This is a genomic window from Acidobacteriota bacterium, from assembly GCA_034211275.1.
Classification (GTDB): domain Bacteria; phylum Acidobacteriota; class Thermoanaerobaculia; order Multivoradales; family JAHZIX01; genus JAGQSE01.
Genome location: JAXHTF010000041.1, coordinates 1 through 25,348, shown reverse-complemented (window position 1 = coordinate 25,348; position 25,348 = coordinate 1). Strand labels below are relative to the sequence as shown.

Genomic DNA, 25,348 nt, shown 5'->3' with positions numbered 1-25,348 from the left:
TACCATGAAGAGGAGCACCCGGCCGTCCGGCCGCCGTTGTCACCGGCTCCGTCCAACCCCTTCCAGCTCCCCGCTGCCGACGCTTTCTCGGGCATTGTTCGCCTGGGCTGTGTGCGCCGCCTTCGCCGGGGTGCTGGCGGGCTGCGCCGAGGCGCCGCCGGAGGCCACCGACCCCCGCCCAGCCCCCCCGTCGGCTGATGCCGACGATCTCTTCGTCGACCGCGCGGCGGAGGCGGGGCTCGACTTCGTGCATTTCAACGGCATGAGCGGCGAGCTCTACTTTCCCGAGATGACCGGCGCCGGCGCCGCCCTCCTGGACTACGACGGCGATGGCGACCTGGACGTCTACCTGGTTCAGGGAAGTCCCCTGCCGGCGGATTTGCCCATGAGCGAGCTCCTGCTGCCGCCGCGGCACCCCGCTCCTTTCACCGACCGGCTCTACCGCAACGACTCCACCCGTAGCGATTCCGGCAGCGAGCTGCGCTTCACCGACGTCACCGCCGAGGCCGGTGAGCTCTCCGGCGGCTACGGCATGGGCGCCGCCACCGGCGACTTCGACAACGACGGTTGGACCGACCTCTATGTCACCAACCTGGGCTCCAACTCGCTGCTGCGCAACCGCGGCGACGGCACCTTCGAGGATGTCACCGCCGCTGCCGGGGCGGACGACGACCGCTGGAGCCTGGTGGGCTTGTTCTTCGACTATGACCGCGACGGCTGGCTGGATCTCTACGTCGGCAACTATGTCGATTTCACCCTCGCCGGTCACAAGACTTGCCTGGACGCCGCCGGCGCACCGGATTATTGCGGCCCGGCGGCCTACCGCCCGGAGCCCGACCGGCTGCTGCGCAACCGCGGGGACGGCACCTTCGAGGACGTCACCGCCAACGCCGGCCCCGGCAGAGACCCCGGCAGCACCCTCGGGGCGGTGGCGGCGGATTTCGACCGCGACGGCTGGCTGGATCTCTACCTGGCCAACGACCAGATGCCCAACCAGCTGTGGATGAATCGGGGCAATGGCAGCTTCGAGGAGACCGGCCTGGTGGGCGGTGCGGCGGTCAATGGCGACGGCCAGCCTGAGGCGAGCATGGGGGTGGATGCCGGGGACTACGACAACGACGGCGACGAGGACCTCTTCATCGCGCACCTGGCGCGGGAGACCAACACCCTCTACCTCAACGACGGCACCGGCATCTTTGAGGACGCCACCACCCGCACCGGCCTGGCATCCCCGAGCTGGCAGAACACCGGCTTCGGCACCGGCTGGTTCGACTACGACCTGGATGGCCTGCTGGACCTGCTGGTGGTCAACGGCGAGGTCAAGCTGATTCCCGAGCAGGTTCAGGCCGGGGAAGTGCTGCCCCTGCGTCAGCCGGATCAGCTCTACCGCAACCTGGGAGAGGGGCGCTTCGAGGAGGTCACGGAGCAAGCCGGCGCCGCCCTCACCACCCCCACCGTCGGCCGCGGTGCCGCCTTCGGCGATCTCGACGGCGACGGCGACGAGGACGTGGTGGTCGTGGACAACGGTGCACCGGCGCGGCTGCTGGAGAACCGCGGCGGGGACGGCGCCCACTGGATCGGACTGCGCCTGCTCACTGCTGCGGGGCGGGACGCGCTGGGAGCCTGGGCGGAAATGGTGCGCTCCGACGGGGTGGTTTTGGGGCGGCGGGTGAGCACCGCCGGCAGCTACGCTAGCGCCGGGGATCCGCGGCTGCACTTTGGCCTTGGGAGCGGCCTTGGGAGCGGCCCGGGGAGCGGCCCGGGGAGTGGCCTGGGGAGCCTCGATGAGAACCCTGTCCGGGAGGTGCGGGTGCGCTGGCCGGACGGCTCTTGGGAACGCTTCGGGGCGCCAGAGCTGGACGCTTACACGGTGCTCGAGCAAGGCAGTGGGGAGCTCGTGGATGAGCTTGCTGGGGGTGGCTCGTGAGTTCTTGCCCCACGACTTTCTCTGAGGTTTGGAGGTTCTCCGTCCTCTGGCTCTTGGCTCTGGCCCTCGCAGCCTGCGGCGGCGACCCGATGGAGGAGCTCGGCCTGGAGCCCGTGCCGGAGCCGGCGGTGGAGCGCATGGAGCCGGCGGTGCGAGAGCAGCTGAAGGAGCGCCGCCAGGCGGTGGACGAGCTGCTGGAGCAGAACGAGTCAGAGCCAGCCCGGCTGGCCCGGACCTATGGTGAGTTGGGCGCCGCCTACCACACCTATGAGCACCTGGAGGCTGCCGCGGCGGCCTTCCGCAACGCTCGCCAGCTAGCGCCGGCAGAGCCCCGCTGGGCGTATTTTCTCGGTCTCGTCTACAAGGCTCAGGGACGTACGGAGGCGGCGGCGGAGCAGCTGCAGACGGTCCTGACCCGGCGCCAGGACTATCTGCCGGCATGGATCCAGCTCGGAGAGGCGCAGCTCCAGGCAGGGGATGCGCAGGCCGCCGCCGAGAGCTTTCGTCAGGCGGTAGAGCTGAACGCCGACAGTGCCGCTGCACGCTACGGCCTGGGCCGGGCGGAGCTGGCTCGGGACGATGCGGCGGCGGCGGTGGAGCAGTTGGAGGCAGCGCTGAAGCTGGAGCCGGCGGCCACCGCGGTGCACTATCCCCTGGGCCAGGCCTACCGCAAGCTGGGGGATGGGGAGAAGGCAGCGGAGCATCTGGGCGCTCGGGGGCCCACCACCACCACGCTCCCGGATCCTTGGCTGGCGGAGGCGCGTTCGGAGGCCGCCGGGGCGGGAGTGCACCTCCAGCGCGGTGGCCAGGCGACGGTGGCGGGGGATCTGGAAGCCGCCGCTGAGTCCTACCGCCGGGCCGTCGAGGCGGACCCGGGGAACGCCGCCGCTCGCCAGAGCTTGGGGGCGGCGCTGGCGCGGCTGGGGGATGGCGAGGGGGCGCGGGAACAGCTGCTGCGAGCTCAGGAACTGGATCCCGACAACCCGGTGCTGCACTACAACCTGGGGCTGGTCTACCAGGGCATGGGCGATTTGGACGGCGCCCTCCAGGAGCTGCGCCGGGCGGTGGAGCTCGACGGCTCGCAGGACGACTTCCGCCGCGCCCTTGCCGAGCTCCACGAGCGCCGGGGAGAGCTGGAGCAGGCCTTGGAGCAATACGAAGCTCTCCTCGCCCGCAGCCCTCAGGATCTGCTCAGCCGTCATCGGCGGGCCGAGCTGTGGGCCGCCGCCGGCCGGGGGGACGAGGCGGTAGAGGATCTTCGCCGAGCGGTGGAGCAGGCGCCGGAAAGCCTGGAGGCTCGGCTCTCCCTGGCCGCCATTCTCGCTCGCGCCGGACGTCTCGACGAGGCCCGGCGAGCCGTGGAGGAAGCGCTGCCGAGAGCTCAGGACGACGCCGGCCGGGCTCGGGTCTACGCTCTCGAAGCTCAGGTAGAGCGCGGTCGCGGCCGGGATGCCGCCGCCGTCGAGGCTTATCGGAGGGCGCTGGAGCTCAATCCTCAGCTCAACGCCACGCGGCTGGCGCTGGCGGCGTTCCAGGGCGAACGGGGGGAGTACGGCGAGGCCGCCGAGCTCTTTGCCGAGGTGCGGCGGCAGAATCCATCGGAGACCATGGCCTGGCTCGGAGAAGTCACCGCCCTGACCCTCGGCGATCGGCGGGCTCAGGCTCGGCGCACTCTCGAGGAGGCCATCTCGGCCTTGCCCAACAACGTCCACCTTGCCCACGCTTTGGCCCGCCTGCTGGCCACTAGCGGTGAGGTCTCCGGCGAAGACGCCCGCCGAGCTTTGGCCCTGGCCCAGGCGGCGATGGAAGAGTCCCAGACCCTGGAGCGGGGGGAAACCCTGGCCCTGGCCCTGGCCGCCGCCGGCCGCTACGACGAGGCTCTGGCGCTTCAGGAGCAGCTCCTGGCGGCGGCGCGGCGGGAAAGCCTGACGGATCTGGCGGACCGACTCGAAGCGGATGCGGAACGCTATCGACAGGGGCGGCGCAGCGTCCTGGTGGAGGGCTCGCCGTGAGCCTGTCGGGGAGGCTGGCGATCCTCTGCGCAGTCTTCGCTCTGCTCACCGCCTGCGGCGAGGCTGGGCTCGAGGGCGGCGGCGGTCCCGGAGAAGGACGAGCAGGGGATGACGAGCCGGAGCTCGGTCTCTTCCGGGAAGTCGCTCCGCAGAGCGGCTTCGACTTTCAGCACGTCAACGCTATGACCGGCGCCTATCGCTTCGCCGAGATGATGGGCCCCGGGGGCGCCATGGCGGATGTGGACGGCGACGGGGATCTCGATCTCTATCTGGTGCAGGGAGCCCGGCTGGACGAAGAGCGGGAGCTGTTGGCGCCGTCTCCCTACGCCGAGCCCCTCACCGACCGGCTCTACCTCAATCGGCTGGAGGAGGGCGAGGGCCTGCGCTTCCAGGATGCCACCGACAGCCTGGGGGTGGCGGTCACCGAGCACGGTATGGGGGTGGCGGCGGGAGACTACGACAACGACGGCGACGTCGACCTCTACATCACCAGCTTTGGTCCCAACCGCCTGCTGCGCAATCGGGGCAACGGAACCTTCGACGATGCCACCGAGGCAGCCGGCGTCGGAGAGCTACGTTGGAGCGTGCCGGCGGTCTTCTTCGACTACGACGGTGACGGCTGGCTCGATCTCTTCGTGGGCAATTACGTCGGGCTGTCGGCAGGCAACGAGAAGGCTTGCTACGCCGACACCGGGACGCGGGATTATTGCGGCCCGGCGGCCTACAACCCGGAGGCGGACCGCCTTTTCCGCAACCGTGGGGACGGCACCTTCGAGGATGTCACCGGCACCGCCGGCCTGCTGACGGCTTTCGGCCCGGCGCTGGGAGCGATTACCGGCGACTTCGACGGCGACGGCCGCCTCGACCTCTACGTCGCCAACGACGGTGCCGCCAACCAGCTGTGGCTCAACCAGGGGAACGGCAGCTTCCGTGACGAGGCGCTCCTCGCCGGGGTGGCGGTGAACGCCGACGGCATGGCGGAGGCGAGCATGGGAGTGGTGGCGGCGGATTTCGACGGCGACGCCGACGAAGACCTCTTCCTCACCCACCTCAACCGCGAGACCAACACCCTTTACCTCAACGACGGTCGTGGCCTGTTCGAAGACCGCTCTCGGGTCTCGGGCCTCGGCGCCGCCAGCATCGAGGTCACGGGATTCGGGGCCGGGGCTCTGGACTATGACAACGACGGCCTGCTGGACGTGCTGTCGGTCAACGGTGCGGTGAAGATTCTGGAGAGCCAGCAGGCCGCCGGGGATCCCTATCCGCTACGTCAGCCCAACCAACTCTTCCTCAATACCGGTCCCCGGGACCTCGGTGGCGTCGGCTTCGTCGAGATCGCCGCCCAACGAGCGGGCCGCAGCTTCCAACGCTCGGAGGTCAGCCGCGGTGCCGCCTTCGGCGATGTCGACAACGACGGTGATACCGACGTGCTGGTGGTCAACAGCAATGCACCGGCGCGGCTGTTGATCAACCAACACGGCAACCGCAGTCCGTGGATCGGCCTCGACCTGCGCACCACCGGTGGACGGCACGCTCTGGGAGCCTGGGTCGGAGTCTTCGTGGCGGATCGTCCGGCGGTCTGGCGTCGGGTGCGCACCGGCGGCAGCTACGCCTCCGCCAATGATCCCCGCGTGCTGGTCGGTCTCGGCGGCGCGGGAGACGTCGAGGGGGTCGAGGTGCATTGGCTGGCCGGAGGCGTGGAGGTTTGGCCAAGCCTGGAGCCGGGGCGCTACCACACACTGATTCGAGGCCAAGGCCAGCCGGCCGGTGAGGGCTCTCCTTCGAGGACGCCGTGAGGAGCTCTACCTCTCGCAACGGGATCGCCCGTTGGGGCTGCATACTCGCTGTCCTGGCCGGCCTCATGGGCTGCGCTGAACGTTCCAACGAGCCAGCCCCGGCTGGCGATCCGGCGGTTCCGGCGAGGATGGAAGCAAGCGGTGTGGCCGATTCCACAGCTCCTCCGCTGGAGGGGATGGATCCGGCGGTGCGTCGGCAGTTGGGAGCCGCCGCGGAGGCGGTGGAAGCGGCGCGGCGCGGTGGAGAGAGCGAGCTGGCGGCCGCCTACGGCGAGCTGGCCATGACCTACCACGCTTACGATTTGTGGGACGGCGCGGCGGCGGCTTACGAGCAGGCTGCGGAGCTCGATCCCCAGGAGCCCCGATGGTTCTACCTGCGGGCGTTGGTGCAGGAAGAGCGGGGAGAGCTGGAAGGGGCACGGGGATCTTTGCAGCAGGTGCTGGCGCTCTCGTCGGACCACGTGCCGGCGCTGGTGGCCCATGGCCGTCTGCTCCTCGCCCTAGGCGACCGGGGGAAAGCTCGGGAGCAGCTGGAGCGGGCCTTGGAGCTCCAGAGTGAGCACGCCGGGGCTCTCTTCGAGCTGGGTCAGCTGGCGCTGGAGGAGGGGGATGCCGAAGCCGCCGCGGGACGCTTCCGGAGTCTTCTGGAGCTTCAGCCCCGGGCATCCATCGTGCACTATCCGCTGGCCCAGGCCTATCGAGCCCTGGGGGACCTGGAGCGCGCTCGCCGGCACCTGGAGGAGCGGGGGAGCGAGCGCTTCGTGGTCGAGGATCCCTGGCTCGAAGAGGTCCGCGCTCACGCCACCGGCGCCTCCTCCCACCTCGCCCGCGCCGGCTTCGCCTGGCGCGAGGGACGCATGGAGGATGCGGTGCGGGAGTATCGTCGGGCCCTGGAGGCGGATCCCGGCAACCTTACGGCGCGCCGGGACCTGGCCTTCGCCCTGGCCGAGGCCGGGCGCCCGGACGAGGCGTTGGGCGAGCTGCGCCGGGCTCTGGCTGCCCAGCCGGACCAGGCCCTGTTGTACTACGCAGCCGGCGAGTTGGAACTGCGTCAGAGGCGCCCGCAGGAAGCTCTGCCGCGGCTTCGCAAGGCGGTGGAGCTGGATCCCGACTTCGAGGATGGCCGCTTCGCTCTCGCCCGGGCACTGCTGGCCCTCGGCCGGGAAGAGGAGGCAGTGCCCCATTTGCGGGCAGTGCTCGCCATCGACCCCCACCGGCTGGCGGCCCGGCGAACTCTGGCCGTGGTGCTCGCCCGTCTGGGCCGCTTGCAGGAGGCCAAGGAGCAGCTGGCCTTGGCGGTAGCCACGGACCCGGACGATCTGGAGCAGCGGGCGGAGCTGGCGCGACTGGCGGAGACGCTGGGAGATCGTGCCACTGCCGAAGAGCAGTATCGCGAGCTCGAAGCCCGCAAACCCTGAACGCACTTGTTGGTTGCATGGTGGGCTGGCTCATCAAGAATGGTTCGCCAAGGATGCGCGGTCTCAACGCCTCCGCCCCGGGATCAATCCCGGGGCTACCCAGTACACCGCCGGATGAATCCGGCTCCCAGATCTTGCTCACCTACACTCTCCCTTCCGGAGCCAGCGGAGCTGGCGGGGCCTGAGTAGCCCGGGGATTGGATCCCCGGGCGGGGTTGGTTCGGCGACTCAAGCTAGCTACCGGCGCAACGGTCTCCTTGGAGCTTCCCTCCCTCCTGCCAGGAGCTCCGAAGGGATTGCTATAGTCCCCGCTGATGAGCAATAGACCCTTCTTCCAGTCCGCCCTCATTCTTTTCCTCAGCCTCGGTCTTCTCTCCGCCGCCTGTGGTGACCGCTCGGCGGAAGAACGCCCTGCCGGTGACTCGGCGAACGAGCAAGAAACGGCCTCTCCGCAAGCATCCCCGAGAACCGCTCGAGAGGAGGGAGTGCGCGAGGAGATGGAAGAGATCTGCCGCCGGCTCCAGGACAGCGACCAGCGCTATTTCGGCCTGCGCCCCGCGGAGGAGTTGCAGCGGCGGCTCCAGGCGCCGGGGCTCGATGGAGCGACGGAGCTGGAGCTGCGCCGCCGGCTGGGGCGGGAGCTGATCGAGCTGGGCAAGCCGCTGGAGGCGGTCGAGGAGCTGGAGACGGCCTTGGCGCTGGCCCAGAAGACCAACGCCCCGCGGGAGGCCCGCCTCGATCTGGTGGCCCTGACCGGTCTCGCGCACCTTCAGGCCGCCGAGGACGTCAACTGCATCGGCCACCACACCTCCGCCAGCTGCATCCTGCCGGTGTTGCCGGAGGGCGTCCACCCGCTGCCGGACCATGCCCGGCGCGCCGGCGACTATTTCCAGGCTTTTCTCCAGGAAGTGCCCCGCAGCGTCCAGACCGCCTGGCTGCTCAACCTGTCGCGGATGGTCTCCGGGGATTTTCCGCAGGGTGTGCCGGAGCCCTACCGGCTCTCGGAATCCACCTTTGCCAAGGCTCAGCTGCCGGGGGAACCGGGCCGCTGGGTGGATCGCGGTCCGGAGCTGGGAATCAATGCTTTGGATCTCGCCGGCGGAGCGGTGATGGAGGATCTGGACGGCGACGGTCTGTTGGACCTGGTGACCTCCACCTCGGATCCCTGCGATCACCTCAAGGCCTTCCGCAACGACGGCCACGGCGGCTTCGAGGACGTCACCCGCGCCTGGGGGCTGGATGAGCAGCTGGGCGGGTTGAATCTGGTTCAGGCGGACTACGACGGCGACGGGGCGGTGGATCTGCTGGTGCTGCGGGGAGCCTGGCTCTTCGAGCAGGGGCGCATCCGCAACTCTCTGCTGCGCAACCGGGTGCAGGAAACCGGGCGTTTCGAGGACGTCACCCGCTCCGCCGGCCTGGCGGAGCCCGCGGTGCCCACCCAAACCGCCGCCTGGGCGGACTACGACGGCGACGGCGACCTGGATCTCTACGTCGGCAACGAGGCGCTGGAGCCCAACCTCTACCCCTCCCGGCTATGGCGCAACGACGGCGCGAGCTTCACCGACGTCACCGAGGCCGCCGGCGTCGCCAACCGGCGCTTCGCCAAGGGCGTGACCTGGGGCGACTACGACGACGACGGGGATCCGGACCTCTACGTCTCCAACTTCGGCCCCAACCGTCTCTACGAGAACCGCGGCGACGGCACCTTCGAGGATGTGGCGGCCGCCGCCGGGGTGTTGCAGCCGGAGGGCAACAGTTTTGCCAGCTGGTTCTTCGACTACGACAACGACGGCGACCTGGATCTGCTGGTGGCGGACTACAACGGCCCCGGCATCAAGGTCGCGGCGCATTTCTTCGGCGTTCCGGTGCCCGACGGCCAGCCGCTGCTCTACCGCAACGACGGTGGCCGATTCACCGAGGTTTCCCGCAGCGTAGGCATCGAGCAGCCGATGCTGCCCATGGGCTCGAATTACGGCGACGTGGACAACGACGGCTGGCTCGACTTCTACATCGGCACCGGCGATCCGGAGTTCGAGAGCCAATTCCCCAACATTCTGCTGCGCAACACCGGTGGCCGCTTCGAGGATGTCACCTACAGCGGCGGCTTCGGGCACGTGCAGAAGGGCCACAGCGTGGCGTTCGGCGACGTGGACAACGACGGCGACCAGGATCTCTTCGAGCAGCTCGGCGGCTTTTACCCCGGCGACGCCTTTGGCAATGCGCTCTTCGAGAATCCCGGTGGTGAAGGCCTAGACAGCACCGGCCATTGGATCACCCTCCGTTTCGAGGGCAAGAAGGCCAACCGCCACGCTGTCGGCGCCCGGGTAGAGGCGCGAGTCCGCAACCAGGATGGTTCGGTGCGTTCGGTCCACGCATTGGTGGGCACCGGTGGTTCCTTCGGCGGCAACAGTCTCCAGCTAGAGCTCGGCTTGGGCGCCGAAGCGGTAGCCGTCGACCGGCTCATCGTGCGCTGGCCCGGCAGTGGAACGGTGCAGGAGCTCGCCGTCCCGGCTTTGGATCGCTTCTATCGGCTGGTGGAAGGGGAAGAGCTGGAGGCGCTGGAAGTGCCTCGGATTTCCCTCGGCGGCTGATGGGCTGGCTGGTTCTGCGAAGGGTCGAGGCGAGAAACTTCAAGACATAAAAAAAGGGGACGGCCGAAGCCGCCCCCCTTTCTCGCGAAGACGTTCGCGAATCGGATCTTAGAAGCGGATACCCGCGGAGATCCGGTACTCGCGAGGAGTCACGAAGTCTTCGTTGTTCTGCGGATTACCAAGGTTCGCCGGACGGGTGAAGGTGGTCGGAAGACCATCGGCATCCGTCGGGCCGCCGAAGTTCGCACCAACGGTCTGGAAACCGTCGATCACGCTGTCGTCGTCGAAGACGTTGCGCATGTCGAACTTCACCCAAGTCTCCAGAGACCTCCAGATGGGCAGGGAGTAAGTAGCCGCGAAGTCCACGGTCGTGGAGCTCTCGAACTCCTCAGTTCCCCGCTCACCGAAGAAGAGCGTCTGGGTGGTCGGCAGACCACGGTAGCCCGGGTTGGCCGCGCGCTGCTGGTCGGTAAGAGGAACACGAGTCGCGCTCAGGCTGTAAGTCGGAGCGGAGTCGTAGTTGAGCAGCAGGCTGAGGCCAACGTTGCCGGCCCGGCCGAGGCCCAGGTTGTAGGTGGTCCACAGGCGGACACGGTCTTCCTGGAAGTCGTTCAGACGACCCTCGGGGAAGTGACGGTCCTTGTTGAACACCTCAGGGTAATCACCGAAGGTCGACGAGGAGCCAGGGGTGTTGGTGCCCTCACCCTCGAAGTTACCGTCGTTGGTGATCTGGTGGGTCCAGTGACCCTCGACCTGCCAGTTGTTGGTGATGCGGTAGCGGCCCTGCAGCTGCAGACCCTGGTAGTCACGCACCGGAGCGCTGGTGTTCGAGAACACCTGACGATCAGCGACCTGGTTGCCGATGGGGGTAACCACCGTCACCGGGTTCAGCGGATCGTTGATGAAGTCCTCGACGAAGTCGCTGGTGCTGCGGTCGGTGTAGGTCAGCTTGAGGTAGCCGCCCCGGCCGATCTCAGCGCCGGCGGAGAAAGTGATCTCCTCGACGACGGGCGAGTTGATGCCCTCGTCGTAGAACACGTTCTGCAGCGGGAAGACCGCGTTGTAGGGCACGTAGTTGTTCAGGTCGAAGCCCGGAGCGAAGTCGAGACCCACGCCTTCGGGACCGTCGTAGAACAGACCGATGTAATCGGGAGTACCCACGTTGGTGTTGTTCGCGAACTGAGCCTCGGAGTACTTACCAGCGTACTCGGCGTAGGTCAGGTCGAACTTGTACTTGCCGTCACCGCGCACGTCATAGGACGCGGCCAGACGCGGCACGAAGGCGTCCGCGTCCACCGGCTGCACGCCACCGGTGGCGGTTCCGTCCACCTGCTCGTAGCGAGCGCCGATGTTGAAGGACCAGTGGTCGTTGAAGTTCCACTTGTCGTTGATGTAGAAGGACTGGGTCTGGATGTCGATCTGCGCACCGCGCACGGCGATCCAGTTCTCCAGGATCACGCCGCCGTTGAAGATCGGCTGCAGGCGACCCTGGTCGTCCAGAATGGCGTTGCCGTTGGCATCCTGCAGGTACTCGGCCTCGAACACGTAGGAGGTCGCGGACTGGGAGTTACCGCCGGTGCGGAAGCTCGTGAAGTCCTCGAAGCCAACCTTGATGTCGTGGGAGCCAGCGCTGGCGCTGGACAGGAAGTAGGAAACGCTACCAGCCAGCTGCTCGTTGTTGCGATCCTCAGGATCGGTGGCATCGAAGTAGGGCTGGTTGTAGTGCTGCAGGCCGTTGCCGAAGGACAGGAACGGCGAGTCAACGATGTCGGTGCTGGTGCCGCCGGAGTCGGCGAACTGGAACGCCTTCTCCGAGTACTGAAGCTCGGCGAAGAGGTTCGAGGTCAGGACGCCGTTGTAGCGCACCACGAACAGGTCGTTGGGCAGCGTGCGAGCCTTGGCGGCCCGCGGGTCGATGGTGAAGTTGAACGAAGGACGGAACTGAGAGGTCTCGTTCTCGGTGTAGGTACCCTGCAGCGTGTGGCTCGAGTTGATGTTGCCGGTCAGCTTGATCTCGTACCGCTCGTTGTCGGTGGTACGGGAGACCGGAACGTTGGTGCTCGCGAACACGTGCTGGGAAGCCAGGCTCTGGTCACGGCCGGCGAGGAAGAACCACAGAGCGTCCTTCACCACGTAGCCGCCGAGGGTGGCCTGGAGAACCTCCTGCTGGTCGCTCTCACGGGTGATCCCGTTGTCCTCCTCGATGGGAGTCTCGTTGCGCCAGCTGGGGTTGGTCAGGTCGATCCGGGCGCTGCCGGAGAACTCGTTACCACCGCTCTTGGTGATGGCGTTGATGACGCCACCGCTGAAGCGGCCGTACTCGGCGGAAACGCCGGAGGTCAGGACCTGGGTCTCTTCGATGGCGTCCTCGATGAACAGGTTGTTCGAGGTACCGAAGAGGTTGTCGTTGGTGTCCACACCGTCGATCAGGAAGACGTTGTCATAGGCGAAAGCGCCGGAGATCGTCACCTGACCGCCGTTGGGGGTGTTGGTGCTGAGACCGGGGGCCAGCTGGGCGATGCCGAACAGGGTCCGGGGGGTCGCCAGCGAGTCGATGGTCTCGGCGTCGTAGTTGGCACCGACGGTGGTGCTCTCGAGAGCCGTGGGGGCCTCGCCGCGGACGACGATGGTCTCCTCGACCTCGGCCACCTGCATCGGAGCGTCGGAACGCGAAGTGCGTCCGAGCTCGACGGTGGCGGTGCGCTCGACGGTGGTCATCCCGGAAAGCTCGAATACGACCTTGTAGGTTCCGGGGTTCAGACCGCGGATGATGTAGTCACCGTTGGCGCCGGTGAAGGCGGTGCGCTCGCCCAGCAAGGACGGGGACGTCACGGTGACCGTAACGCCGGGCAACGGATCACCGTTGCTGTCCTTCACGGTACCAGTGAGGGTACCGGATTGCTGACCCTGGGCGAGCACCGAAAGGGTGCCCCCAAAGGTCAAGGCGAGCATGAGCGCAATGCTCAGAAAGCGGCTCATTCTCATTGCTCCTCCTTTTTCTCCAGTTTGGGTTGTTGGAGAGGTTCTATTTCCCCGGCGACACCGGGGTGCTTCCGACAGCTTTGAGCTGTGGGGTGATCAGACATTGTGTCCGAAAACGCCCGGGTGACGCAACCTTGGTTCGGTGCGGCACCATGGCCCGAAGTGCTGCTGAGCGCTGATGTTGCGCTTCCCAAGGGAGGGGAAGCTTCGGCGTTCAGCGGCCGCTCGGACCCGATTGGGTTGTTGGATCCGAAGAGTCTGCCATTGGTTTCGAGCGACCCGCAGAACCTCCGCGGCGAAGCGGAAAGTGAAGGCGGGAAGCATCGAGATCATGGCGTTTCCTCCATTCGGGCCTGGGACGTTGATCACGCCAATCATATTGAGCAAGATGTATGCCACTGCTGGGGGGATGAGTCGTAGCCCTCTAAGTAGCCTGTATTCAGTGCTTTGCAGAGGATCAAGAGTTGCTTGTGTGGCAATGTTGGAGCCCGGATTCAAAAAATCGAATCCGAATCCAAGCCGCTGGAGGAGAGCTCCCAAGGTGATCTTCAGGACCCATGGACCAGGAGCCGCTGGTCACCGGCTCGGCGGGTGAAGCCGACGGAGTCCAGGTGCTCGAGAATCGGGATGGCCCATTTGCGGCTGAGGCCGAAGTGGTCCTTGAATTGGACGACGGTGAACTTCTCCCAGCCGCCGGCCGCCATCTCTTTCTGCAGCTCGGAGACGGCGCGGGCCGAGAGGATCAGTCCGTTGGGCAAGCGCAGCAGCTTGCCTCGCTCCACCAGATATCCCACCACGCCGTCGACGATCTGCGGCTTGGCTCCCAGATCCCGCTGCAGCTCCCCGGGACTCGGGGGCTTGAGGCCGGCGTCGTCGAGGTTCTCGACGATGGCGCGGGCGAGCTTGGACTCCTCGCCGGTGAGCTCCGCGCGGTGACCCGGGAGAGTGACCAGATCGCCGTCCAGACCGAGGACCTTTGCGGATTGCAGCCAGTCGAGATAGATCGCCGCCAAGGGCTTTCCGCGGGCCGAGAGAATGCGTTGCACCGCCTCTGCCTTGGGTAGGCCGCGGGCCAGACGATTCTCCTTGAAATAACTGGCGAGGACTTTTTGGGCCCGGCGCAGGATGCGCTGGAAGACCGCCGGCGAAATCCAGCGTCGAGCTCCACCGGAGGCGCCGGAGGAACCGGGGGCCTCCAGCAGATGGCCGGCGGCGGCGAGCTCTTCCAGCAGTGGGTGCACCGCCTCCGGCCGTCCTCCTAGGCGGCGGGCCAGCTCCCGGCCCGTGGCTCCCGCCTCGCCACCCTCGTAGATCCACTGGCGCAGCGCCGAGGGCAAATCCCCGGAGAGCGCCTTCAAGGCGTTGGCCAGAGCGTTGCCCCGGTGTCGCAGCCATTGGGGGTCGAGCACCGGCCCGCCGCCGAGGGTCGCGGCGGGAGACGGCCGGCGCAGAATCACCGTGTCGCCGCGCACCGCCGTCAGCGGCTGGCTGAGCCGCACCTCCACCAGAGCTTCGCCGCCGGGGCCCAGCTCCGGAGGGTCCAGGGGCCGCATCTTGCCCACGGTTTCGCTGGCGAAGTGGTGGACCCGTACCGGGACGAAGCCGGAGATGCTCTTGTCCGCATCGGGTAGCAGCCGGCAGCGCAGGAGCAGGGATCGGGAGCCCTGGAAGGCCTCCGGGGTTACCAGGTGGACGCCGCGGCTCAGGTCTTCGAGGCCGGCCCCGGCGAGCTGCAGGGAGGTGCGTTCTCCGGTCTGGGCGGCGGGCCGTTCCATTCCGTGGACTTGGATGGAGCGCACCCGGGCGCTGCCTTCTCCGGGCTGGATTTGGAGGCTGTCACCGGTAGCCACGGAGCCGCTGACCAGTGTGCCGGTGACCACCACCCCCGCTCCTTTGAGATGAAAGGCCCGGTCCACCGGCAGGCGCACCGGCCGTTGGTCCGTTCCCTCCAGGGCCTGGGAGCGAGCTTGCTCCAGCAGCGCCCGGCGCAGATCCTCCACGCCTTCCCCGGTGGTGCTGGAGACGGCGATTGCCGGCGCGCCCTCGAAGGGGCCGCCGGCGAGTAGCTCCTCGACCTCCAGCTGGGCCAGCTCCAGAAGGTCCGTGGCGACCAGGTCGCTCTTGGTGAGGGCCACCACGGCGCTGGGAATGTGCAGCAGGGAGCAGATGTCCAGATGTTCGCGGGTTTGGGGCTTGACCCCCTCGTCGGCGGCCACCACCAACAACAGCACCCGCACGCCACCGAGGCCTGCCAGGGCGTTGTGCAGAAACCGCTCGTGCCCCGGGACGTCGATGAACCCGATCTGGAGGTCGCCGTCCTCCCCGTGGGCGGTCAAGTGGGCGAAGCCGAGGTCGATGGTGATGCCCCGGGTCTTCTCCTGCTCCCAACGGTCGCAGTCGATCCCCGTGAGAGCCCGAACCAGGCTGGTCTTGCCGTGGTCGATATGGCCGGCGGTGCCGACGATGACCCTTGCCATCAGCCGTTTTCTGCCAGCACCTCGCGGGCGATGCGGCTGACGGTCCGGCCATCGGTGGCGGCGCCAAAGCGGGCCATGATCGCCTTCATCACTCGGCCCATGGCGGCGTTTCCGGAGAGGTCTTCCTCGCGCACCAGCTGCCGGATGGCGTCACGGATTTCGTCCTCGCTGGCCTGGGCGGGCAGGAAGGTCTCCAGCAGAGCGATCTCTCGCTCCTCCTTCTCCGCCGAAGCGTCGCGCCCGCCCTTGCGGTATTGCTCCACCGAGTCCTGCCGCTGCTTGATGGAGCGGCGAACCAAGGTCAGGAAGGCATCCTCGTCGACCTCCTGGCCGGCGCGGATCTTCTCGTTCTTGACCTCCGTCAGCAGCATGCGCAGCGTCGAGGTGCGTTCTTTGTCGCCGGCCTTGAGGGCCGTTTTGATCTCGTCTTGAAGTCGGGCTTGAACTGTACTCATGACTGGAGATTATACGGGTAGCTCGAGGATGAATACCGTGCCTTGGGGAGGATTGGCGGCGACGCGGATGCGACCGTGGTGATCGGCGACGATGCGCTGCACGATGGTGAGGCCCAAACCGGTGCCGCGGCCCTTGGTGGAGAAGTAGGGAAGGAAGAGCTTCTCTTTGTCGGCATCGGCGACGCCGCGGCCGGTGTCCGCCACCTCCAGCTGCAGCCGGCCGCTGCGGCGCCTGGCGGAGATCCGCACCTCTCCCGGGGCGGAGGTGGCCTCCAGAGCATTGTCCAGGAGATTGATCAGGGCGCGGCGCAGTTGCTCACCGTCGAGGTGCACCCATCGAACCTCCTCCGCCACCTCGCCGCTCACCTCGACCCCGGGTTTGATGTCCTGGTAGAGGTCGAGAATCTCGGACACCAGCTTGTCCAGGTTCACCTCGCTGGGTTGCGGCGCCGGCATGCGGGCAAAGCGGGAGAACTCGTCCACCATGGTCTGCATCGCCCCCACCTCGCGGACGATGGTCTCGACACCGTCCTCCAAGGCTTCCCCCAGCTGCGGGTCGCCGTTGCGGTATTTGTGCAGCAGGCGCTCGGCGGAGAGCTTGATGGGAGTGAGGGGGTTCTTGATCTCGTGGGCGATGCGCCGGGCGGCTTCGGTCCAGGCGGCGAGCTTTTGGGCTTTGATCAGCTCGGTGAGGTCCTCGAGCACCATCACCCGGCCGCGGAAACGCCCCTCGCCGTGATGCACCGGGGTGACGGTGACCTCGAAGGTCTTCCATTCGCCACCGATGACCAGGTGCATCTGGCGGCTGATGCGGGTGGCGTCCGGGGGAAGCTCGCCCAAGAGGGTTACCAGCTTGCCCCGCTCCGGGCCCGCCAGCACTTCAGAGGCGGGCTGGCCGAGAATCGGATCCTTGAGCCGCAGCAGGACGCGGGCGGCGGCGTTGCAGGTGAAGATCTCGCCCTCGTCGTCCACCGACAGCACGCCGGAGGCGACGTTCTGCAGCACCGCGGCGATGAGGGCCCGTTCCTCCGCCTGTTGCTGGCCGGTCTCCTGGAGCTCCAGGTTGCTCTTCTCCAGCAACCGCCGCTGTTCCTGGAGCTGGGTGGTCATGCGGTTGAAGGAGTCCACCAGCACGCCGAGCTCGTCGTCGGCGTCCACCTGCACCCGATGGGCCAGGTCGCCGCCCATGATCTGCCGGGTGCCGGAGGCCAGGGCCTGGATCGGCACCGTCACCCGCCGGGCGAGGTAGAGCCCGACCCAGCTGGAGGCCAGGAGGATGAGCAGCGTCGCCATCATGAAGATCAGCACGTGACTGGCCTTGATGGCGTCTTTCTCCACCACTAGCTGACGGTGAGCCTGGTACGCCTGCACCAAGCCCTCCACCTGGCTGGCCACCGGCTGTTCCACCACTGTGCCGGCCACCACCACCCAATCCGCGGCTCCCTCTTCCGGATCCGCCACCGCTACCAGCATCAACCGTCCTTCCAGCGCCGGCAAGACCTTGACCTTGGTCGAGCGGCCGGTGCTGGCGGCCTTGCGCAGCAGGCTCCAGTCGAGCTCCGGCAGATCCGAGATGCCGGTGCGCGGGCTGACCACGGCGCGGATGAAGTCCGTGCCCTCGTAGACCGCCAACAGGTCGACGCCGGATTCGTCCATCAGCTCCTGGAGCCGCAACCCCAGAGCCTGCCCTCCCACCACCTCCTCCGGCGGCAGCGCGCTCATCTCCTGCAGGGCGCGGCTCGCTACCCGCTGGTTGTCGTCGGTGATCCGGGTGTTGAGAGCCTCAGCGACCCCGCGGGCCTGAGCCACCAAGCGTTGCAGCGGTACGTTGAACCAGCGGTCCACCGAGCCTTGGAGCAGCTGGTTGGCGAAGAAGAAGAGCAGCAGCACCGGGATCAGGGAGAGCCCGATGTAGGTGGCGATGAGCTTGGTTTTGAACTTCGAGCCGAGGATCCGATAGCGCCGCTCCACCAGCATCTTGAACACGATGCGCAGCAGCACGAAGACCATCGAGAGGATGAGGACGACGTTGATGTACCACAGGGCGAAGAGCAGCACCCGGTTGTTGATCAGCTTGGCGTCCAGCCGCTGGTTGTAGAGCAGGAAGTAGAAGACACCGCTGAGCACCAGCAGCAGTACGGCCAGAGCCGCGATGATCAGCCGGGTGTTTTTGCGGTGACGGCGGAGCTGCGTGCGCAAGCCCATGAGATCAAAGTCCTCGAGGTTGGAGTGCCTGCTGGTGGTTGTGCTAGCGGGGAGACAGGGGCTGACTTTCCGCCCAATCGGTGGTGATGCGCACGGGGACCAGGGCCAGCCAGGTGCGCGAGCCCAAGTCGGCCCGCACCCGCACTACCGCCGGGCGATCCCCGAGAGCGTATTGCAGCTTGAAGGCAGGCACGTCCTGAATGCGGGTCATGGCCGGCCGCAGCTCGGCGAAGTCCTGCACCACGCGGCTGGCGATGAGCTCGTCGTTGAGACGATGGTAGATCTGGTACTCCATGGTGACGGCGTCGTAGGTCGCCGTCACCTCCAGCGTCGAGCGCACGATCTTGCGGTCGAGCCACCAGCGGCGCTCTTGCACCAGCTGCATTTCGTACAGGATGGTGGTGGGCAGGCCGCTCTCGATGCGTTCCCGCAACGGGCCCTCCAGAGCGTTTTCGAGGCGGAAGTCCAGCTCCACCACCAGGCTGTCCGAGCTGGAGGTCTGGAGGCTGAGAGCGAGTCCCTGGATCTGCGGCTTGTTTGCCTCGGCCGCCGTCCACAGGGTGACGGCGAGCAGGGCGGCCGTAATGTTCATGTGGGTCGGAACTCTACCACCGGCCGTATTGCTCGGTCTTTCCGGCTGGTATGATCTCCTTTCGCCCACCGCCGGAGCAGGATTCTCCTGCCCTCCCCGACGGAGGCGAACTGAGCCGCGACAGATTTGAGCAGAGAGAAGATAAAGACGTCATGAGCACCAAGAAGAAGAAGGACGGACAGCGGGTTCTGGCCAGCAACCGCCGTGCCCGTCACGACTACCACGTCCTCGACACCTTCGAGGCGGGGATGGCCCTGGCCGGAACCGAGGTCAAGGCCGCCCGCAACGGCAAGATCCAGCTCAAGGACAGCTTCGTCAGCTTCCGCGACGGGGAGGCCTGGCTGCTCAACGCTCATTTCAGTCCTTATAGCCACGGCAACCGCCAGAATCACGAGCCGGAACGGCCGCGCAAGCTGCTGCTCAATCGCCGCGAGATCTCCAAGCTGGAGCAGCAGACCCAGGCCACCGGGCTGACCGTGGTGCCTCTGGAGGTCTATCTGAAGGGCCCGTGGATCAAAGTCCGCATCGCTTTGGTGCAGGGCAAGAAGCAATGGGACAAGCGCGAGACGGAGCGCCGCCGGACGCAGGAAAAAGAAGCCCGGGAAGCCATCAAGCACCAAACTTGGTAGCGGCCTGGCCTGAGCCCCACGAGGGGTTGAAACCCCTCGCTAGTGCATATCGTCCCTGGCGGGACGACACCCCCACCCGGCCCGAGAGCCCCCACTCAAAAATCCTCCGGCTGCTTCGGCTTCTACCACCGTCAGTCCTCGTCAGTAGCGGCCTCCTGGGGCGACCCGGTGTCGCGGATCTTCTCCACTGCGGTCTGGCCACCGAACTTGGCCACGATGCGGTCGTCGTACTCGTCGGAGATGGTGGCCACCGCCTCGATGATGCGCAGCAGGCTGCGGGCGTCCAGGGAGCGGCCCAGCAGCGATTGGGAGAGGAAGATGTCCTGGCCCACCAGGGAGAACGAGCCAAAGGGAAGCTGGTGGTTGACTTCCAGCAACCCCAGGAGCAGATCCTCCTGCAGCTCCACGTCCTGCACGCAATAGGCCACGATCATCACCGCCGCTTCCTCGGGGCCGTGCGGCTCGACGAAGATCTCCAGCACCGTGGTGCCGTAGCGGACGAAGAAGTGCCCGGTCTCTTCGTCGAGAAACGGTGAGTCGAAGAGCTCCTCCAGGTACTCGGCGACCTTGCCGTGAGTTCGTTGTTGCTGCTCGTGATCGAATTCCATGTTGATCCTTCCTCGGGGTTCGCGCTCTTCGATTCGGCGGGGGGGTTCGCGGAGTGATGAAGTCTAAGTGCGGCATTATTTCGCCGCGACGCGTCGTTGACACTTCTGAAGGTCTGGCCTTATGGTGCCAGTTTGAATGCAGAAGAACTATTAGCTTCTGTCTCATCTAGCAGACGTCCACAGATTCAGACCCCTCGACCAAGAGTTTACTAGGAGGAACGGGATGCTCAGGCGATTTCATTTTCTCGCCGCCCTGGCGGCAGTGTGCACCGCGGTGGCTTTGATTCCCACGGCCGCTCATGGAGCTGCCTTCGGAATCTTCGAGCAGGGTAGCAAGGGCATGGGCATGGCCGGAGCCTTCACCGCGCAGGCGGACGATCCGTCGCTGCTTTTCCACAATGCCGGCGGCCTGGCCTTCGTCCAGGAACCGCAGACCACCACCGGTTTGACCTGGATCCACGTCAACGGAACCGAGTTCACCGGTTCGGCTCCGTTCCCCGGTCCGGAGACCACCGCGCAGATGAAGGATCTCGACGTGACGCCGCCGCACATCTACCACGTGCGTCCGCTGAGCGATAAGTGGAAGTTCGGCATCGGCTTCAACTCGCCCTTCGGCCTGGCCACCGAGTGGGAAGATCCGGACAACTTCGCCGGCCGCTTCATCAGCCAGCGGGCGGAGCTCTTGGTCTTCGACATCAATCCCACCTTCGGCTATCAGGTGAACGACAACTTCGGCATCGGCTTCGGGCTGGTGGGGCGTTTTTCCAAGGTCGAGCTGGAGCGTAACGTGCCCTCCGTCAACCCCTTCACCGGCTCGGTGGTGGACATCGCCCACGTCGAGCTGGAGAGCGACTTCGACAACGGCATCGGTTGGAACTTCGGCATCCTCCACAAGGTCGGTAGCGCGTTCTCCTGGGGCTTCTCCTACCGGAGCGCCGTCGAGGTGGAGTACGAGGGCGACGGTTTCTTCACCCAGGTCCTCACCGGCAATCCCCAATTCGACGGCGCCGTCTCCCAGCAGCTGCCTTTCGGCGCCGACCTGGGAGTGGAGACCGAGATCGAATTCCCGGAGATGGCTAGCCTCGGCTTCGCTTTTGGCTTGACCCAGAACCTGCTGATGGAGGTCGATGCCAACTGGACCGGCTGGAGCAGCTTCGACGCTCTGCCCCTGACCTTCGTCGGGCTGCCGGCCCTGAGCTCGATCGTCGAGCAGGAGTACGACGACGCCTACAACTACCGCATCGGCTTCCAGTACACCACCGGCTCCGGCTCCAACTGGCGCTTCGGCTATGTCTACGACGAGAGCCCCCAGCCGGACCAGTCGGTGGGCCCCCTGCTGCCCGACAGTGACCGCGACGGCTTCACCTTCGGCTACGGCACCGCCGGCGGCAAGCTCGATCTGGCGTTCATGTACCTCGACTCCGGAGAGCGCGTCACCACCACCAACCGGGACAATTTCAACGGTCGATACAGCACGGACGCGCTGCTCTTCGGCGTGACCTACAACTGGTAGCCGCACGCGAACCTCGGCAAGGAGACTACGCAATGAATCGCAATCTGGCAGCTCTTCTCTCCCTTTGCTTGCTCGTCCTCGGCGCGGCCCTTCCCGCCGCTGCCCAGGTCGACACCGGCAGCGCGGACTTCTCGAACTACGTCGCCATTGGTGACAGCCTCACCGGCGCCATCGTCAGCGGTGGCTGGGTGGACGATTTCCAGGTCAACAGCTTCCCGGCGCTGATTCATCGTCAGGCCACCGGCGGTAGCGGCGGCTTCGAGCAGCCCCTGATCAGCAACCCCGGCATCACCCCGCCGCTGCAGCTGCAGAGTCTGTCGCCGCTGGTGCTGGCGCCGCCCCCGGGCCTGGGACAGCCCACCAACCTGATGCTGCCCCGGCCCTACAACAATCTCGGCGTTCCCGGAGCGCGGGTGGGGGACACCGTGCGCACCGTCACCGACAGTGGCGGTCCCCACGACCTGGTTCTGCGCGGCCTCGGCACCGCGCTGCAGCAGGCGGTCGTCCAGCAGCCGACCTTCGCCACCGTTTGGATTGGCAACAATGACGCCCTCGCCGCCGCTACCAGCGGCATCGTCATCGATGGCTTCACCCTGACGACGGCGGCGCAATTCGAAGCCGACTACCGCACCATCATCGGTGCCTTGGCGGGCAATGGCGTGCAGATGGCGGTGGCCACCATTCCTCTGGTCACCAGCATCCCCTTCGTCACGACCCTGCCCGGAGTGGTGGTCAATCCCGCCACCAGCCAGCCGGTGATCGGCCCTGACGGCAATCCGATCCCGCTCATCGGTCCCAATGGTCCCGTGGGTCCTGACGACAACGTGCTGCTCTCCGCCTCCGCCGAGCTCGCCCAGGGCTTCGGCATCCCCCTCTTCCTGGGGGGCAACGGCCAGCCTCTGAGCAACGGAGCGGTGCTCGACGCCACCGAGACCGCCACCATCAACGCTCGGGTCGGCGAGTTCAACGCGATCATCCGCACGGTGGCCGGCGAGGTCGGTGCGGTGGTGGTGGAGAGCGGTCCGCTGCTGGCGGAGTTCGCCTCCGTGGGCCGCGAGATCGGCGGCATCACCTACTCCGCGGACTTCCTCACCGGTGGCATCTTCTCCTACGACGGCGTGCATCCGAGCCCCTTCGGCTACGCCTTCATCGCCAACGAGTTCATCAAGGCGATCAATGAGGGCTTCGGCGCTTCCATCCCGGAAGTGAGCCTCGCGCCCTTCATCTTCGGAGAGTTCACCCTGGCCTCGCCGGTGGGGGTGACCGCCGCCCAGGTCGCCCAGGCGCAGCTCACCCCCGAGGCGGTGTCCAACCTCAAGTGGTTGCTCACCTCCCCCGGTGGTTTCAGCGGTCCCGGAAAGCCCGGGGACCGGCCCGCCGATCCGGGTACGGGAGCCGAGCCTCCGGCGCCGCGGGGGGACGAGCCCACGGCCGTCGAGCCGCCGGCACCGCGGGGCCGTGGCGCCCGCGGGATCGAGTGAGTCTCGGGAAACTCTTCGAGGCGCCTTGATGCGTCTCGGACGCTGAGTTTCCAGCGAATCGGAGAATGAGGGCAGGGCCTTTCGGGCTCTGCTCTTTTTCTTTGGGCGAAGGGTTCGATCCCTCTCTTCGTATTCGCCGCTGGGTCGAAGAGCTCGATGCCGGAGAGCGCCGGCAAGGGGGCTGAAGCCTGTGTCGGAGGGCAAATTGTTACAGCGACTCCAGATGGCGGGGTTGCTTACAAGTGGGCGTAGTTGTATTTTGAGGGGCACATCACTAACCGCCGCTGTTCATCACCGCCCCTCTTAGTTCTGCGGCGAGAAGGAGGGATCATGAGTCCACTTCCCAACTATTCTCGAATTCCGTCGCCCAACATTTGGGTGTTGATGAGCGTCTTGGCGGTGATGATGCTCCCGGTAGCACCGACGGTCTCCGCTCAGAGCGGTGCGGGCACCGATGCCGGGGTCATGAGCGCCGAGCTGCCCGAGCCGCGCAAAGCACCGCGAGTGCGCGAGAAGGACATCGATCCTACGGTGCTGCGGGCGCGCTACGTAGAGGCTTTGGGGCAGTTGGCGGATGGAGATCGCCGGGCGGCCCTCGAGTCCCTGGGCGAGCTGGAACGGGAATTTGTCGAGCCCAGCATGAAGCTCGACGAAGGACCCCTGTGGGAGGTGCAGGGCGAGGTGGCGCTGGACCTGTCCCGACGCAATCCGGAGGTGCTGGTACCGATCCTGATGTTGCATCACGACGCCAGCGGGCTGTTTCAGCAGCAGCGGGTCTGGCATTTGGCTCGCCGTTCGCGGCTGCTGACGGCGTCGCTGGCGGATAGCTACGCCGACCGCGCGCGCTCCGAGGGATCCCGTGTGGTGGCGGCCCGTACCTACGCCAGCCTCGGCGGCTACCTGCACAAGATCATGTCCACCCGCAACTGCCGTTGTACTCCCTTCTATCGGCGGGCACTGGACTACGACCCGAAGAACGAGGCGGCCCTGCTGGGGCTGGCCACGGTTTTCGAGAAGGCTGGTGATCCGGTGGCGGCGGTGGCCTTCCTGCGCAAGCTGGTGAACGTTCACCCGCGCAATCGGGAGGCGGCCCTGCGCCTCGCCATCAATCAGCTGCGGAGCGGCTTCCGCAGACCCGCGGTGCGGGGCCTGGAGGAACTGACCGAGGTCGAGGGTCCGGAGTGGGTGGTGGCCGTGGCGTTCCAAGAGCTGGCTCGTCACTACACCGACCGGGAAGATCTCCAGGCGGCCATGGACGTGCTCCAGCGCGGCCGCGAGCGCCTCCCCGGCAACGAGCCGCTGGCCCTCCAATATGCCTACCTGCTGGAGCGCGACCGCCAGCTCAACCAGGCTGCCGAGGTGTTGGCGGCGTTCCGGAGTGAGCCGCCACGCCAGGCGGCGGATGCCCGGGCGCGCTATAACCACTGGCCGGCGGCGACGGTGGACGACGTTCGCCGGGAGCTGTGGCAGGGCGCCGAAAGCCGGTTGCCGATGCTGGCAGCGGCGCTGAATCAAACCAAGATCGGTCAGGAGGGTTGAAATGTTGAAGCACGAGACGACCTTCCGCAACGCGTTCTTCGGACTCCTCCTGCTGGTTCTCGCCGCCGCACCCCTGGCGGCCTGGGCGGAGACTCAGGTGGTGATCGTCAAGCCTTCGTTCCTCCATCCCGTCTTCGGTGAGGTGGAGATGGAGGTGGAAGTCACCTCCGACCTGCCGGTGGAGAAAGTGGAGTTCATCGTCGACGGTCGCCATCGCGGCGAGGACGCCGAGGCTCCCTTCGAAACCGTCGTCGACGTCGGCCAGCGTAACCGCAAGCATCGCTTCGAAGCGGTGGTCCACCTGACCGGTGGCGAGCCGGTGCGCGAGACTCTGGAAACCCCCGCCATCAAGGTGGACGAGGAGATCGACCTCGGCCTGCAGCAGCTCTACGTCACCGTGACCAAGGGCTCGGATCGGGTTCTCGATCTTCCCAAGAGTGCCTTCAAGGTCCAAGACGAGGGGCGTGGCGAGACTTTGGTGACCTTCGAGCATCGGGACGTGCCCCTCACCGCTGTGCTGCTCCTCGACGTCAGCGAGAGCATGCGGGGAGCCCGCCTGCGCTCGGCGCTCTCCGGCGCCCGGTCCTTCGTCGAGGATATGCGGCCGTTGGACGAAGCCATGGTGCTGCTCTTCTCCGACCACGTGGTGCGCACCACCGACTTCGCCGAGGATAAGGACTACCTGAAACAGTCCCTCTCCAACGTCGAGGCGGTGGGCGGCACGGCGCTCAACGATCACCTCTATCTGGCCCTCAACTACCTCGACGGCCGCCAGGGCCGCCGGGTGGTGGTGCTGCTCTCCGACGGCGTGGATATTCTCAGCGTGATGCGCATGCGCGAGGTCCTGTGGCGCGCCCGCCACAGTCAGGCCCAGATCTACTGGATCCACCTGGCGGTGGGGCAGGAGGACGGTTCCCAGGCACCCCACATCGCCTCCGCCTGGCGCGACGCGCCGGAAACGGTGAAGGAGTTCGAGACGCTGGTGCGCACGGTGGAGGAGAGCGGCGGCCGCGCCGTCTTCCTCTCCAACCCGGAGGAGCTGGAACCCGCCTACCGGGAGATCCACAGCGAGCTGCGCGAGCAATACGCTCTCGGCTCCGTGGGGTAGTAGCCGAGAGCGTAT

At 66.7% G+C, this 25,348-nt stretch carries 16 protein-coding genes; 10 read left to right on the top strand and 6 right to left on the bottom strand.

From position 1 onward, the window contains the following. Window positions 1-94 precede the first annotated feature (94 nt). The 5 genes from SX243_09200 (at window position 95) to SX243_09180 (ending at window position 9,744) form a co-directional block, all read left to right on the top strand. The gene (locus SX243_09200) at window positions 95-1,927 is read left to right on the top strand and encodes a CRTAC1 family protein (protein ID MDY7093133.1); all 1,833 of its coding nucleotides are present in this window, start codon (window positions 95-97) and stop codon (window positions 1,925-1,927) included. Next, window positions 1,924-3,939, top strand: coding sequence for a tetratricopeptide repeat protein (locus SX243_09195; protein ID MDY7093132.1), 2,016 nt, complete (start codon window positions 1,924-1,926; stop codon window positions 3,937-3,939). The genes SX243_09200 and SX243_09195 overlap by 4 nt, the downstream gene beginning before the upstream one ends. Further along, window positions 3,936-5,735, top strand: coding sequence for a CRTAC1 family protein (locus SX243_09190; protein ID MDY7093131.1), 1,800 nt, complete (start codon window positions 3,936-3,938; stop codon window positions 5,733-5,735). Before SX243_09195 ends, SX243_09190 begins: the two co-directional genes overlap by 4 nt. Window positions 5,736-5,878: 143 nt before the next feature. Next, a complete protein-coding gene (locus SX243_09185) occupies window positions 5,879-7,153 on the top strand; it encodes a tetratricopeptide repeat protein (protein ID MDY7093130.1) in 1,275 nt (424 codons plus the stop codon). Between the two features lie 485 nt (window positions 7,154-7,638). After that, entirely contained in the window at window positions 7,639-9,744 is a 2,106-nt protein-coding gene (locus tag SX243_09180) for a CRTAC1 family protein (GenBank protein MDY7093129.1), read from the top strand. 108 nt (window positions 9,745-9,852) lie between these two features. Here SX243_09180 and SX243_09175 read toward each other — a convergent pair whose 3' ends face one another. The 5 genes from SX243_09175 to SX243_09155 all read right to left on the bottom strand — a co-directional run bounded on the left by SX243_09175 (window position 9,853) and on the right by SX243_09155 (window position 18,455). Then, window positions 9,853-12,723: a TonB-dependent receptor gene (locus tag SX243_09175; GenBank protein ID MDY7093128.1), complete on the bottom strand. Its 2,871-nt coding sequence runs from the start codon at window positions 12,721-12,723 to the stop codon at window positions 9,853-9,855. 551 nt (window positions 12,724-13,274) lie between these two features. Then, entirely contained in the window at window positions 13,275-15,203 is a 1,929-nt protein-coding gene (selB, locus tag SX243_09170; GenBank protein ID MDY7093127.1) for a selenocysteine-specific translation elongation factor, read from the bottom strand. After that, window positions 15,203-15,658 (bottom strand): GatB/YqeY domain-containing protein, encoded by a 456-nt coding sequence (locus SX243_09165; protein MDY7093126.1) that lies wholly within the window; start codon window positions 15,656-15,658, stop codon window positions 15,203-15,205. Before SX243_09165 ends, selB begins: the two co-directional genes overlap by 1 nt. 9 nt (window positions 15,659-15,667) lie before the next feature. Next, window positions 15,668-17,863 carry an ATP-binding protein gene (locus SX243_09160; GenBank protein ID MDY7093125.1) on the bottom strand — a complete coding sequence of 732 codons (2,196 nt, stop codon included), beginning with the start codon at window positions 17,861-17,863 and terminating at the stop codon, window positions 15,668-15,670. Between the two features lie 43 nt (window positions 17,864-17,906). Continuing rightward, on the bottom strand, window positions 17,907-18,455 hold the full coding sequence (locus SX243_09155; GenBank protein ID MDY7093124.1) for a DUF4390 domain-containing protein: 549 nt from the start codon (window positions 18,453-18,455) through the stop codon (window positions 17,907-17,909). A gap of 152 nt (window positions 18,456-18,607) precedes the next feature. On the opposite strand from SX243_09155, the gene smpB reads away from it, so the two are divergent. Next, window positions 18,608-19,084, top strand: a complete 477-nt coding sequence (gene smpB / locus SX243_09150) for an SsrA-binding protein SmpB (protein ID MDY7093123.1) — start codon at window positions 18,608-18,610, stop codon at window positions 19,082-19,084. Window positions 19,085-19,215: 131 nt separating this feature from the next. Here the strand turns inward: smpB and SX243_09145 are convergent, their stop codons facing one another. Next, window positions 19,216-19,692, bottom strand: coding sequence for a hypothetical protein (locus SX243_09145; protein ID MDY7093122.1), 477 nt, complete (start codon window positions 19,690-19,692; stop codon window positions 19,216-19,218). Window positions 19,693-19,915: 223 nt separating this feature from the next. Here SX243_09145 and SX243_09140 point away from each other — a divergent pair, with 223 nt between their 5' ends. The 4 genes from SX243_09140 (at window position 19,916) to SX243_09125 (ending at window position 25,333) form a co-directional block, all read left to right on the top strand. Further along, window positions 19,916-21,205, top strand: coding sequence for an outer membrane protein transport protein (locus SX243_09140; GenBank protein MDY7093121.1), 1,290 nt, complete (start codon window positions 19,916-19,918; stop codon window positions 21,203-21,205). 32 nt (window positions 21,206-21,237) lie between these two features. Further along, the gene (locus SX243_09135; GenBank protein MDY7093120.1) at window positions 21,238-22,686 is read left to right on the top strand and encodes an SGNH/GDSL hydrolase family protein; all 1,449 of its coding nucleotides are present in this window, start codon (window positions 21,238-21,240) and stop codon (window positions 22,684-22,686) included. A gap of 330 nt (window positions 22,687-23,016) precedes the next feature. Beyond that, window positions 23,017-24,225 (top strand): hypothetical protein, encoded by a 1,209-nt coding sequence (locus SX243_09130; protein MDY7093119.1) that lies wholly within the window; start codon window positions 23,017-23,019, stop codon window positions 24,223-24,225. 1 nt (window position 24,226) lies between these two features. Then, window positions 24,227-25,333 (top strand): VWA domain-containing protein, encoded by a 1,107-nt coding sequence (locus SX243_09125; GenBank protein ID MDY7093118.1) that lies wholly within the window; start codon window positions 24,227-24,229, stop codon window positions 25,331-25,333. The last annotated feature ends 15 nt before the right edge of the window (window positions 25,334-25,348 follow it).

Excerpts from the sequence above, each read along its gene's own strand:
- SX243_09175 (MDY7093128.1), bottom strand. The coding sequence starts at position 12,723 with ATGAGCCGCTTTCTGAGCATTGCGCTCATGCTCGCCTTGACCTTTGGG.
- selB (MDY7093127.1), bottom strand. The coding sequence starts at position 15,203 with ATGGCAAGGGTCATCGTCGGCACCGCCGGCCATATCGACCACGGCAAG.
- SX243_09165 (MDY7093126.1), bottom strand. The coding sequence starts at position 15,658 with ATGAGTACAGTTCAAGCCCGACTTCAAGACGAGATCAAAACGGCCCTC.
- SX243_09160 (MDY7093125.1), bottom strand. The coding sequence starts at position 17,863 with ATGGGCTTGCGCACGCAGCTCCGCCGTCACCGCAAAAACACCCGGCTG.
- SX243_09155 (MDY7093124.1), bottom strand. The coding sequence starts at position 18,455 with ATGAACATTACGGCCGCCCTGCTCGCCGTCACCCTGTGGACGGCGGCC.
- smpB (MDY7093123.1), top strand. The coding sequence starts at position 18,608 with ATGAGCACCAAGAAGAAGAAGGACGGACAGCGGGTTCTGGCCAGCAAC.
- SX243_09145 (MDY7093122.1), bottom strand. The coding sequence starts at position 19,692 with ATGGAATTCGATCACGAGCAGCAACAACGAACTCACGGCAAGGTCGCC.
- SX243_09140 (MDY7093121.1), top strand. The coding sequence starts at position 19,916 with ATGCTCAGGCGATTTCATTTTCTCGCCGCCCTGGCGGCAGTGTGCACC.
- SX243_09135 (MDY7093120.1), top strand. The coding sequence starts at position 21,238 with ATGAATCGCAATCTGGCAGCTCTTCTCTCCCTTTGCTTGCTCGTCCTC.
- SX243_09130 (MDY7093119.1), top strand. The coding sequence starts at position 23,017 with ATGAGTCCACTTCCCAACTATTCTCGAATTCCGTCGCCCAACATTTGG.
- SX243_09125 (MDY7093118.1), top strand. The coding sequence starts at position 24,227 with ATGTTGAAGCACGAGACGACCTTCCGCAACGCGTTCTTCGGACTCCTC.